This window comes from Simplicispira sp. (genome assembly GCF_028687295.1).
GTDB classification, from domain to species: Bacteria; Pseudomonadota; Gammaproteobacteria; order Burkholderiales; family Burkholderiaceae_C; genus Simplicispira; species Simplicispira metamorpha.
On the sequence record NZ_JAQUAL010000096.1, the window covers coordinates 1 to 11,872 of the forward strand.

The 11,872-nt window shown below is 66.4% G+C and carries 11 protein-coding genes, 1 pseudogene and 1 riboswitch; of the genes and pseudogenes, 3 read left to right on the forward strand and 9 right to left on the reverse strand.

Annotated features, from left to right (window positions below; all coding sequences use genetic code 11):
- The 6 genes and pseudogenes from PHX69_RS11125 to PHX69_RS11145 all read right to left on the reverse strand — a co-directional run.
- Positions 1–821 (reverse strand): dihydropteroate synthase (locus tag PHX69_RS11125; RefSeq protein WP_288043757.1); only part of this gene is annotated, 821 nt, incomplete at its 3' end.
- Positions 822–848: 27 nt separating this feature from the next.
- Positions 849–944, reverse strand: a riboswitch (S-adenosyl-L-homocysteine riboswitch).
- A gap of 30 nt (positions 945–974) precedes the next feature.
- A complete protein-coding gene (locus PHX69_RS11130; RefSeq protein ID WP_288043764.1) occupies positions 975–1,715 on the reverse strand; it encodes a hypothetical protein in 741 nt (246 codons plus the stop codon).
- A 69-nt stretch (positions 1,716–1,784) separates the two neighbouring features.
- Positions 1,785–1,994 (reverse strand): annotated as a pseudogene (locus PHX69_RS16160) (type I restriction enzyme endonuclease domain-containing protein); the annotation flags it as partial.
- On the reverse strand, positions 1,891–2,571 hold the full coding sequence (locus tag PHX69_RS11135; protein ID WP_288043758.1) for a DUF4276 family protein: 681 nt from the start codon (positions 2,569–2,571) through the stop codon (positions 1,891–1,893). The pseudogene PHX69_RS16160 and the gene PHX69_RS11135, both read right to left, overlap by 104 nt.
- Positions 2,568–3,668: an AAA family ATPase gene (locus PHX69_RS11140; RefSeq protein WP_374761661.1), complete on the reverse strand. Its 1,101-nt coding sequence runs from the start codon at positions 3,666–3,668 to the stop codon at positions 2,568–2,570. Before PHX69_RS11140 ends, PHX69_RS11135 begins: the two co-directional genes overlap by 4 nt.
- 140 nt (positions 3,669–3,808) lie before the next feature.
- Positions 3,809–4,258 carry a PACE efflux transporter gene (locus PHX69_RS11145; RefSeq protein ID WP_119012091.1) on the reverse strand — a complete coding sequence of 150 codons (450 nt, stop codon included), beginning with the start codon at positions 4,256–4,258 and terminating at the stop codon, positions 3,809–3,811.
- Positions 4,259–4,361: 103 nt separating this feature from the next.
- On the opposite strand from PHX69_RS11145, the gene PHX69_RS11150 reads away from it, so the two are divergent.
- The 3 genes from PHX69_RS11150 to PHX69_RS11160 all read left to right on the forward strand — a co-directional run bounded on the left by PHX69_RS11150 (position 4,362) and on the right by PHX69_RS11160 (position 7,785).
- Entirely contained in the window at positions 4,362–5,315 is a 954-nt protein-coding gene (locus tag PHX69_RS11150; protein ID WP_119012090.1) for a LysR family transcriptional regulator, read from the forward strand.
- Between the two features lie 54 nt (positions 5,316–5,369).
- Entirely contained in the window at positions 5,370–6,269 is a 900-nt protein-coding gene (locus PHX69_RS11155; protein ID WP_288043759.1) for a PPK2 family polyphosphate kinase, read from the forward strand.
- 205 nt (positions 6,270–6,474) lie between these two features.
- Entirely contained in the window at positions 6,475–7,785 is a 1,311-nt protein-coding gene (locus PHX69_RS11160; RefSeq protein ID WP_288043760.1) for a Glu/Leu/Phe/Val family dehydrogenase, read from the forward strand.
- A 16-nt stretch (positions 7,786–7,801) separates the two neighbouring features.
- Here the strand turns inward: PHX69_RS11160 and PHX69_RS11165 are convergent, their stop codons facing one another.
- The 3 genes from PHX69_RS11165 to ttcA all read right to left on the reverse strand — a co-directional run bounded on the left by PHX69_RS11165 (position 7,802) and on the right by ttcA (position 11,766).
- Positions 7,802–9,250 carry a hypothetical protein gene (locus PHX69_RS11165; protein WP_288043761.1) on the reverse strand — a complete coding sequence of 483 codons (1,449 nt, stop codon included), beginning with the start codon at positions 9,248–9,250 and terminating at the stop codon, positions 7,802–7,804.
- A gap of 198 nt (positions 9,251–9,448) precedes the next feature.
- Complete coding sequence (gene trhP, locus PHX69_RS11170; RefSeq protein ID WP_288043762.1) at positions 9,449–10,843, reverse strand: prephenate-dependent tRNA uridine(34) hydroxylase TrhP; 1,395 nt, start codon at positions 10,841–10,843, stop codon at positions 9,449–9,451.
- On the reverse strand, positions 10,843–11,766 hold the full coding sequence (ttcA, locus tag PHX69_RS11175; protein ID WP_288043763.1) for a tRNA 2-thiocytidine(32) synthetase TtcA: 924 nt from the start codon (positions 11,764–11,766) through the stop codon (positions 10,843–10,845). Before ttcA ends, trhP begins: the two co-directional genes overlap by 1 nt.
- Positions 11,767–11,872: the final 106 nt, after the last annotated feature.

The following is an 11,872-nucleotide window of genomic DNA, read 5'->3' on the forward strand; positions in this document are numbered from 1 at the left end:
TACACGCCCACCATGCCCGCGTTGACGATGCCCATGTCCATGCCCGCCTGGATGGCGTGGTACAGGAACACGGTGTGGATGGCCTCGCGCACCGGGTCGTTGCCCCGGAAGCTGAAAGAGACGTTGCTGACGCCGCCCGACACCTTGGCGCCGGGCAGGTTCTGCTTGATCCAGCGCGTGGCCTCGATGAAATCGACCGCGTAGTTGTTGTGCTCTTCAATGCCGGTGGCCACGGCAAAGATGTTGGGGTCAAAGATGATGTCTTCGGGCGCGAAGCCCACTTCATCGACCAGGATGCGGTAGGCGCGCTCGCAAATTTCGATCTTGCGCGCGTAGGTGTCGGCCTGGCCTTTTTCATCAAAGGCCATCACCACGGCGGCGGCGCCGTAGCGCCTGACCAGCCGGGCCTGCTGTTTGAAGGCCTCTACGCCCTCTTTCATGCTGATGGAGTTGACGATGCCCTTGCCTTGCAGGCAGCGCAGGCCCGCCTCGATCACGTCCCACTTGGAGCTGTCCACCATCACCGGCAGGCGGGCGATGTCGGGCTCGGAGGCCATCAGGTTCAAAAACCGCACCATGGCCGCTTTGCTGTCGAGCATGGCTTCGTCCATGTTCACGTCGATGACCTGGGCGCCGTTCTCGACCTGCTGGCGGGCCACGGCCAGGGCCTCTTCAAACTGGCCGTTGAGGATCAGGCGGGCAAAGGCTTTGGAGCCGGTGACGTTGGTGCGCTCGCCGACGTTGACAAACAGTGTGCCCTCGCCAATGGAGACCGGCTCCAGGCCCGACAGCTTCATGGGGGGAAGGGAAATTTCAGACATGCGACTCACCTGTGCAATGGAACCCGGAACAGGCGAGCGTCGTTGCGGGGGGGGGCGGGTTGGCAGTGCCCAAGCCTGACAGCGCCAGTGGTTTGGCTGGCCGTTGCAACGCTCCTTGGGCGAAGCGGGCGATTTTAAGCGGCCCGGCTGTCCCTACCGCACCGGCAAAAACTGCAAGAACGTGCTGCCCGCCAGCCCCTGCACATAGCCGATGACGGCGCGGCGGTACTTCTCGGTGGTGACCAGGGCCAGCAGGTCGAGCCGGGCGATGACTTTGCCAAACTCGCGCTCGTAGCTCAGGTTGCGCTCGCTGGCGTTGATCTCGTCGGCCAGCAGCAGCGGCGTGCCTTTGGCGCTGCGCCGCTGGGCCAGCATCCACACAGCCACCTCCAGGTTGCGCGCGGCGTTGTACAGGTGCTGCGCGTCCAACCCGTCGATCAGGAAAAACTCGGTCTTGCCGCCGTGCGCGGTGATCAGCATGTCGGCCACGGCGTGGATGAAGGCGGCCACGCGGTCGTCGGCAAATTCGGGGGCCAGCGCCAGGGCCAGCGCCGCCACGTCACGCTGGCCTTGCAGCGGTGCCCAGGGCTGGCGCAGGGCGATGGCCGCGCGCACTTGCACCATGGCGTGCTCACGGCCCAGGGCGCTGGTTTTGCGCCACTCGGCGGGGTTGCGGCGGTAGAGCTTGTCCATCAGGCGGTACAGACTGTCGAGGTTTTCCTGCATGGCCAGCGTGGCCAGGCGGTTCACATCGGACTGGGCCAGTTCGGCGGGCGCGGCAGCAGCGCCCTGCACCTCGCCGCGCGGCGTGGGTGCCGGGCTGGCACAGCCCGCTACCAGGGCACACCACATGCCCCAGGACACCACGAAAGGAAAAGACAAAGGGCTGCGCATCGTGGCGCCCATTATCAGGAGCCTGCGGGTTGGCGCGCGCAGCGCCCGCCCCAACCCCACTGCATTGGGCTGCTGGTCTGGTGGGGACTTCCACTTCTGCAAACGGCGCAGCACCAGAATCCGCAGACGCGCACGCACGCTCTGGCACACCTGCCAATCCACCGTGGTGCGGCCATCATGGCTGCGCCAACTCCCTGATTTGTGCCAGCCATGCGGCAAAGAATGCACACTCGGCCTCGATCTTGGCCAGCCCAATCTTCTGAGCAGCGATGGGGCCATGCCGGCGCTTGCGATAACTGGGGTTGTTCAATTCGCGCTCCAGGTGCGCAGCAGGCTTGGTCTCGGGGCGGTCGTTGATGTGCTCGGGTGACTCTGCAACTGCGCGCGCCGCTGCCAGTGCAGCGGTTGCCGATTGCCATCCCGGTTCAATGCGCGTCAATGTCGGCACATCGCTGAACAGCAGGGCTTCAAACTCATAGGGCTGGATGTAGGGGATGAACCGTTCTGGCTGACAATCAGCTTCGGCCACTACATCGGCGTGCAAGGCTTGTTTCAGCACATTCAACCGCCGAGACAAGTCGGGCTGCGCTTGCGATGCAGCAAAACTGGGGAAGTCGCTGTCCAGGCGATACAGGTCAAACAAGGTCGTGACTACTGGTGCGCTGCTCTGCCGCAACGTATTGCGCAAGTGGCGTTTGACCCGGTCGTACTTCAATGCGCCACCTTTGTGGCCGGGAGAGGTCTCCACCATCTCGGGGATCAGGTTCAGGTCCAAGTGATAAAACGCTGGTGCCAGCACATCCCGCACGAAGGTTTCTTCAGTCTGCCCTTCGCAGACGATGCACACGCGCTTCATCGGGTCGGCCTCCCGCCCAGCACGTTGCGCTTCCACAAGTCGCCGAGGTTGTAGTCCTCCAGCCAGTCCTTCAATTCCTCCGGATCAAGCCGCTTGAGCACCGTCGTGCCACTTTCGCGCTCCACAACCACTACATCTTGCGGCTCAAAGGCATTGAGCAACTCTACCGATTGGGTGGAAACGATCACCTGCTTGGTTTCCGCCACCTGCTTGAGCATGTCCGCCAGCAGATTGATGGCATAGGGGTGCAAGCCCAGTTCTGGCTCATCGATCAGCACCGTGTCAGGCAGCAGGTGGGCGGGCTGCATCAGCAGCGTGGTCAGACAAATAAAGCGCAAGGTGCCATCGGAGAGCACATGCGCCTTGTAGGGGGTATCCGGATCAGTCTGCTCGAACCACTCCAGCTCAATGTTCTCGGGCAAGGGGTCGCGGATCACAAAACCGCCAAAGAAGGGCGCCGCCAGCTTGATGGTGTCCACGATGCGCTGGTAGGCATCGGGGAATGTTTTTTTGAGCATGGCCAGATACGCAGCCAGATTGTCCGCCGACGACTTCAGGCGCAGGTTGTCATTGCTACCGTGCGGGCGCTTCACGGCGGCAGAGTCGCCGGTATCGTGAAAGTGGTACTGCCGCCAGCTTTGCATTGCCGGACGCACATAGGTGCTGACAGCTTGCTGGTCATCGCGTAACTTGGCTTCGTCGTGCGCTGTGCCGAGCGAAATAGCCTTGGCTGCGTAATGGCCGTCGATCCAGGTTTCTTCGCGGCTAAAGATCAGACGGTTGTCCGCTGTGGGCGTCAGGCTGATGCGGTAGCCGTTGCTAATTCCTTGATACCCAGGTTCGAAATAAATCTCAGCGTCGATCTGTTGTGTGCGCTTGCGGCTGCCATGTAACAAGGCATCCGGCCCGCCTTGTTTCTGTACGAAGGTCTGTAGATTGCCATCTGCCAGCGCCGCCAGCAACTTGAAGATGCCAATAAAGTTGCTTTTACCTGCGCCATTGGCACCGATCAGCACGTTGAGGTTGCGCAGTTCGAAGGCTTCCAGATTGGCGATGGATTTGTAGCCACGCAGGGTGACGGTTTTGAGTTTCATCAGAACGTTCCCCCGTCAATGACGACACCGAACCTGGTCAGGGGCAACGCGGTTGAAGAATGGCTGTTCGATAAGGTTCATGGTGTTGTCTGGGGCAATGCGGTGGGCCTGAGCTTACCGGCTGCCTGCCAGACGCCATTCCCTCAGGCTGCCGAGGCGGGCAGGCCAAACACCCGGTCAAAGCCCCAGTTGAAGGCAAAGGTGTAGCACAGGAAGAACACCACCAGCCCGATGTCCATGACCAGCGCCTGCCACAGCGTCACGCCAAACCACCAGGCAAAGATGGGTATCAGGATCAGCGCCAGCCCGCCCTCAAAGCCGATGGCATGGGCCATGCGCCGCGCCATGCTGCGCCCGCGCACGGCCTGGCGCGACTCCCAGCGCTCAAACAGTGCGTTGAACGCCAGGTTCCACAGCACGGCAATCACCGAGGCCACCAGCGCCACCACCCCCGAATGCCCCGCGCCCTGCCCCGACAGCAGCGCCAGCCCCACGGTGGCGGCGGCAATGGCGATCAACTCGTACAGCGTGACATAGACCACGCGGCGGCGCAGGCCGTACAGGCCCGGAATCAAAGGAGGTTTGTGGTGCATAGGGGGCGAATGTATTCCTTGTTTTCTGAAACGTTAAGTCAACTTTTTTCAGTTTTACTGATAGATTGGCGGTTTTTCTGGCAGGCGCAGCGCCTTTTCCGCCATGGCTTTTTCTTCTGACAGCGTGCAGGTTTTTCTGGCCGTGCTGGACCACGGCTCTTTTTCAGCGGCGGCGCGCGCGCTGGGGCGCGTGCCCTCGGCGGTCAGCATGGCCGTGGGCCACCTGGAGGCCGAACTCGACGTGTTGCTGTTCGAGCGCATGGGCCGCGAACCTCGCCCCACGGCGGCAGCGCGCGCGCTCGAACCCCAGGCGCGGCTGCTGGCGGCGCAGTTGCAGCAACTCAACGCCCAGGCGCTGGCGCTGACCCAGGGGCTGGAGGAGCGGCTGACGCTGGCCATTGCCCCCGAACTGCTGGCGGCCCCCTGGAGCGGCCCGCTGGCGGCGCTGGCGCAGGAGTACCCGCTGTTGCAGGTCGAGGTGCTGGCCGCGCCGCAGGCCGATGCGCTGGATTTGCTGCACACCGGGCGCGCGCAGCTGGCCCTGGTGTTTGAACGCCCCAGCATCGACGGGCGCGAGGGCTTTCAGGAAGTGGGCAGCGAAACCCTGGTGGCCGTGATGGCGCCCCAGCACCCCGTGCTGCAAGCGGCCCGCGCCGCCGCCGTGGCGCGCGGCCAGAACCCCGACAGCGCCCGGCTGCGCGAAGAGCACCTGACCACCACGCGCCAGATCGTGGTGGCCGGGCGCGACCTGGCCCACAGCGATGCGCGCTTTGTGTTCGCCCGCCACCACTGGCGCACCGACAACCACATTGCCGCCCTCGGGCTGATCGAGGCGGGCCTGGGCTGGGGCTGGCAGCCGCTGGCGCTGGTGCGCACGCGCATTGCGGCGGGCACCCTGGTGCAGATGCCGTTTGACAACCTCAGCAACGGCACGGAGCTGTGGGTGGATCTGGTGTGGTCCAAAGAGCGCCCGCAGGGCCTGGGCGCACAGCGCTTTGTGGCACTGATGCAGGCCGACGTGGCCGCGCGCACCGCGCCCGTGCCGCCCCTGGCCTGAGTCCGGTGCGCCCGTGTTTTATGCTGGCCCTCCCCTCCTCCTTCGGAAGCACACATGACCTCGCCCTTTGACAGCAAAAACAAGGAACTGGTGCACCGCTGGGCGCCATGGCAACCCGCACCACTGGTCGACCCGGACAAGGTCGGCAAGAACGGCAACGGCAACGGCAACGGCAAGAAAGCGTTTTCGCTCAACGCCCTGGACGCTGCGGCCAAACCCTTCTCCAGTGGCGACAAGGTGCAGGACAAAGCGGTGGTCGAAGCCCTGGCGCAGGAGCTGGACGATCTGCAAAACCTGCTCTACGCCGACAAGCGCTACAAGCTGCTGGTGGTGCTGCAAGGCATGGACACCTCGGGCAAAGACGGCACCATCCGCGGCGTGTTTGGCCGCATGAGCGCGCTGGGCGTACACGCCGTGGGCTGGAAGGCCCCCACAGAGGTGGAGCGCGCCCACGACTACCTGTGGCGCATCCACCAGCAGGTGCCCGGCGCGGGCGAGCTGACGGTGTTCAACCGCAGCCACTACGAGGACGTGCTGGTGCCCGTGGTCAACGGCTGGATCACGCCCGAGCAGCAGCGCCAGCGCCTGGCGCACATCAACGACTTCGAGCGCATGCTCAGCGAGACGGGCACGGTGGTGGTCAAGTTCTTCCTGCACATCGGCTTTGACGAGCAGCGCCAGCGCCTGCAAGAGCGCCTGGACGACCCGGCCAAGCACTGGAAGTTCGACATGGGCGACATCGCCGTGCGCAAGCAGTGGGCCGACTACCAGCGCGCCTACGAGCAGCTGCTGGCGGCCACGCACACGCCCTGGGCGCCCTGGACAGTGGTGCCCTCCGACTCCAAAACCCACCGCAACCTGATGATCGCCACGCTGTTGCGCGAGGTGCTGCACAACCTCGATCTGCGCTACCCCAGCGGCGACCCGGCGCTGGAGCACTTCACGGTGGAGTAATCTGCGCAATTTTCAGGTGTTTTTGGCCTCTGGAGCCCGCTGGGTGTGCGCTTCAAGCTATCAAAAACAGAGCGATTTGCTTCTCCCGGCAAGGCGGCGCAGGCCATGCAAGGCCGGCATATGGCCCCCTCTGAATCGGCCTTGGACAGGCGGCCTGCGCAGGTCTATCCTGCACACCTTCACCCCACCGCAAGGAGAGCGCACCATGTCGTCTTTCACCCCCAGCACCCCCGCCGTGCCCCCGCACGCCCTGCCCTCGTACCTGCAAGCCGAGCACCTTGGCCCCTGGGGCACTTACCTGCAACAGGTCGAGCGCGTGACGCCCTACCTGGGCAACCTCTCGCGCTGGGTCGAGACTTTGAAGCGCCCCAAGCGCATCCTGATCGTGGACGTGCCCATCGAGCTGGACAACGGCACCATCGCCCACTTTGAGGGCTACCGCGTACAACACAACCTCTCGCGCGGCCCGGGCAAGGGCGGCGTGCGGTTTCACCAGGACGTGACGCTGTCGGAGGTGATGGCGCTGTCGGCCTGGATGTCGATCAAGAACGCCGCCGTCAACGTGCCCTACGGCGGTGCCAAGGGCGGCATCCGCGTCGATCCCCAAACCCTCTCGCGCGGCGAACTCGAGCGCCTGACGCGCCGCTACACCAGCGAGATCGGCCTGCTGATCGGCCCCAGCAAAGACATTCCCGCTCCCGACGTGAACACCAACGGCCAGATCATGGCCTGGATGATGGACACCTATTCCATGAACACCGGCGCCACCGCCACCGGCGTGGTCACGGGCAAGCCGGTGGAGCTGGGCGGCTCGCTGGGGCGTGTGGAGGCCACGGGGCGCGGCGTGTTCACGGTGGGCGTGGAGGCGGCCCGGCGCACGGGGCTGGTGCTGGAGGGCGCGCGCGTGGCCGTGCAGGGCTTTGGCAACGTGGGCGGCACAGCCGCCAAGCTGTTTGCCGAGGCCGGTGCCAAGGTGGTGGCGGTGCAAGACCACACCGGCACCATCTGCCACTCCAGCGGCCTGGATGTGCCAGCGCTGCTGGCCCATGTGAAAGCGCATGGCGGCGTGGGCGGTTTTGCCGGTGCCGAGACCATGGCGCCCGCTGATTTCTGGGGTGTGGCCTGCGACATCCTCATCCCCGCTGCGCTGGAAGGCCAGATCACGCAAGACAACGCTGCGCGCATCCAGGCCAAGCTGGTGATCGAGGGCGCCAACGGCCCCACCACCCCCGAGGCCGACGACATCCTGCACGACAAGGGCGTGCTGGTGCTGCCCGACGTGATCGCCAACGCGGGCGGCGTGACGGTGAGCTACTTTGAGTGGGTGCAGGACTTTTCCAGCTTCTTCTGGAGCGAGGACGAGATCAACGCGCGCCTGGTGCGCATCATGAAAGAGGCGTTTGACGGCGTCTGGCAGGTGGCCCAGGAGCACCGCGTGAGCCTGCGCACAGCCACCTTCATCGTGGCCTGCACGCGCATCCTGCGTGCCCGCGAAATGCGCGGCTTGTACCCCTGAGCGCGGGCGCTGCGCCTCAGGGCACGTTGGTGCCAGGCCCCAGCCCGCTGGCTGCACCGACTGCGGGCGCCGCGCCCACCTGGGGCACCACGCGCAGCGCCGCACAAAACGGCTGCACACAGGCGGCGCGGCCCAGGTAGGGGCAGTCGGGGGTATCGCACAGTGCGGCGCTGCCGTGGCGGGCGCGGTTTTCATCGCGTTCGACCTGGCCGCTGGCTTGCAGCGCTGCCATTTGCAGCCAGGGGTCTTGGCGCTGGTGCGGCAAATCACGGCCATACACCGCCAATTGGGCTGCGGCGGGGGCTGGCAAGAGCGGCTGCAACTCCAGCGTGAGCAAGGCGCTGGTGCGCGCCGCCCCGCCGCCGGGCGACTCCAGCGCCAGCGCAAACGTGCCCGATTGCAGCGCCTGCGATGGCCCGGTAAACGCCGCTTGCAGCGCCGGGGGCGCGGGCGGGGGCGCCGTGGGCAAGGTGGGTATCAGCCACACCTGCCACGACCGGGTGGGCGTGGCCTCTGTCTGTGCCTGCTCCAGCGCTTGCAGCCAGGGCGCTGGCACCCGCACCGTCATCGACACGCCCCGGGCGCCTTCGGGTGTTTGCACCACACCTTGGCGCACCAGCCAGGTTTGCAGCGGCGCCGGGGCCGGGCCGTTGGCCCCACCGCGCGGCCCCGCTGCCGCGCCATCGACCTGGGCGTGTAGCGCCGGTGGCCAGGGCTGGATGGCCAGCACCCGCTGGGGCAGCACGGCGGCGGTGGCCTGTTGCACCAGCGACCCCAGCAGCGATTGCAGCGGCGCGCTGACCCCGCCGCTGGGCCAGGTGGGTGCCGCGCTGGTGGTGGGCGCAGGGCCCGTGGCCGCCCCCGGCCCTTGCGGGCCTGCCACCACCGATGGTCTGGAGGCCACGGATGCCGCCGCACCGGCAGACGGCACCGCTACGGTGGCACCCGTGGCCATGGCCGGGGCCGTGCCCGCTGGCGCAGCCAGCGCCTGCACGGCGGTGCCCGGCATGGCGCCGGTGGCGCTGGTGCCGAGCAGGGCGCTGGCACCCGTGCTGCTGCTGGCGCTGCGGGCCGCGTTGCCGGTGGCATTGGCCAAGACGGCTGCTGCCAGCGCCTGGCTGGGCGTTGCTGCCGTGGCGGGGCTGCCGGGCGCGCCTGCGCCCCCTGCCCCTGGTGCGCCCGGTGCAGGAACGCCCGCTGCCGTGGCCAGCGCATCCAGCAGCAAGCCCTGGCGTTGCAGGGCGGCAGCGGCCTCGCCCACGGTCTGGCGCGCTTGCGGCGAAATGTTCACCTGCGTGGTTTGGGCGGGTGCTGCGGCCACCGGGGCAGGGGCGGGCGCCGCTGGCGTTCCGGGCGGAGTCGGTGTGACGGGTGCGACCGACGCGACCGGCGCGGTGCCAGCGACCGGGGCTGCCCCGGGCGTGCCCTGGACTGGGAGGTGCGAAGGATCAATCTGCATGCTCATGCCGTTACCCCGGTTGCGGGAGGGATACAGGCGGCTACCGGGCGCCCGCTGTCGCCTGATAGCTCTTTTTTTGATAGCTGCTTGCGCTTGCTGTGCCAGCGCGGGAGCCGGATTTGACTATAAATCAGCAGCAGCCCGGCGCCCAGTGCCTGCCACGCTGCCGGCCCAGGCACCGGGCGCGCAGCAGGCCAGCTTGCATCACTGCGCCGGCTCGAACACCCGTGCCAGCAGGGCGCCCGCGTAGCGCTCGGGCAGCGCAATCCACACCCGCACCGGGTGGCCCTGCGCCACCGCCAGCGGCTGGCCCTCGGCGCCGCGCATGGCGGCCAGGCGCAGCGTGGTGTTGCCGCTGGGGTGGATGACTTCGATCAGGTCGCCCACGGCGAAGTGGTTTTTGGTTTCGATCTCGGCCCAGCCGTCTTGCACGTTGCGCACCTCGCCCACAAACTGGCTGCGCTGGTTGGCCGAGTGGCCGCTGTCGTAGTTCTGGTAATCGTGGGCCGGGCGCTGCTCCAGCAGGCCAGCGGTGTAGCCGCGGTTCGATAAGCCTTCCAGATCGTGCAGCAGCGACGGGTCAAAAGGCCGCCCGGCCACGGCGTCGTCGATGGCGCGGCGGTACACCTGCGCGGTGCGGGCCACGTAGTACAGGCTTTTGGTGCGCCCTTCCACCTTGAGCGAATCGACACCGATGGCCGTGAGCCGCGCCACATGCTCGACGGCGCGCAAATCCTTGCTGTTCATGATGTAGCTGCCGGGGCCGTCGTCCAGTGCCGACGCACGGGCGCTGGCCGGTGGCGCAGCGTCCAGCCACGCGATGGGCTGGGCTGTTGCAGCCCCATGCGCGCTGTGGTCACTGCCGCAGCCATGGCCAGCGCTGCTACCGCCCCCGTCACCGCTGCCTTCGCCAGACGCACCAGACGTACCAGACGTACCGATGGCCGCCGCTTCGCCGGTGTTGCCATCCACGCCCGCGCTGTGGGTGGCGTAGCTCCAGCGGCAGGCGTTGGTGCAGGTGCCCTGATTCGGGTCGCGCCGGTTGAAGTAGCCCGAGAGCAGGCAGCGCCCCGAGTAGGCAATGCACAGCGCGCCATGCACGAACACTTCGATCTCCATGTCCGGGCAGTCCTGGCGGATGCGCTCGACCTCGTCCAGGCTCAGCTCGCGTGACAGGATGATGCGCGCCACGCCCATGCGCTGCCAGAACTTCACCGCCGCCGTGTTGGTGGTGTTGGCCTGCACCGAGAGGTGGATAGGCACCTGTGGCCAGCGCTCGCGCACCATCATGATCAGGCCCGGGTCGGCCATGATGAGCGCGTCGGGCTGCATGGCCATCACCGGCTCGATGTCGCGCAGGTAGGTGCGCACCTTGTCGTTGTGCGGCAGCAGGTTGCTGGTGACAAAGAACTTCTTGCCACGCGCGTGCGCCTCGGCAATGCCGATGCCGATTTGTTCCAGCCGGAACTCGTTGTTGCGCGCGCGCAGGCTGTAGCGTGGCTGGCCCGCATACACCGCGTCGGCGCCAAAGTCGTAGGCGGCGCGCATCTTGTCGAGCGAGCCAGCGGGCAGCAGCAGTTCAGGCGTGTGGGGTGGCATCACAGTTCCCTGATGGCAATCCGTGCCAGCGCGCTGGCGCTGGGCAGCGGCACGTCGTCAAACGCGGTGTCGCCGTCGGGGTCGGCCACGCCGGTGGTTTGCAGGCCCTTGAAGTCGAAGTGGCGGCTGTCCATGCAGTGCGAGGGCACCAGGTTTTGCAGCGCAGCGGCCATGTTCTCGATGCGGCCCGGGTACTGGGTTTGCCAGTCGCGCAGCATCTGGCCGATTTGCTGGCGTTGCAGGTTGTCCTGGCTGCCGCACAGCGTGCAGGGGATGATCGGAAACTGCTGCAGCTCCGCCCAGCGCGCCAGGTCGGCCTCGGCCACATAGGCCAGCGGGCGGATGACGATGTGGTCGCCCCGGTCGCTCGCTACCTTCGGTGGCATGCCCTTGAGCTTGCCGCCAAAGAACATGTTCAGGAAAAAGGTTTGCAGCACATCGTCGCGGTGGTGGCCCAGCGCGATTTTGGTGACTTTGAACTCATCGGCCAGCCGGTACAGCACGCCCCGGCGCAGGCGGCTGCACAGGCTGCACATGGTCTTGCCCTCGGGCACATGGGCCTTGACCACGCTGTAGGTGTCCTGCGTCTCGATGTGGAACGGCACGCCCAGACCGCCCAGGTACTGCGGCAGCACATGGGCCGGAAACCCCGGCTGCTTCTGGTCGAGGTTGACGGCGATCAGCTCAAATGGCGTGTTGCCGTGCGCTTGCAGCTTGCGCAGGATGTCCAGCAGCCCGTAGCTGTCTTTGCCGCCCGAGACGCAGACCATCACCTTGTCGCCCGGTTCGATCAGGCCAAAGTCGGCAATGGCTGCGCTGACCTGGCGCACCAGGCGCTTTTCCAGTTTGCGTGCGGCGTGTGCGGCGGTGGCGGCGGGATCGGTCGCGGGGGCGCTGGCGCCGGGGTCAGAAATGGAAGGCATAGATAATCAAAAACGATAGCTGCTTGCGCGCTCTGCGCAAGGGCTGAAGGCCGTTTTGGCCTAAAAATCAGGCTTGCGCCGGGTAGAACATCTTGCGCCCCGGCAC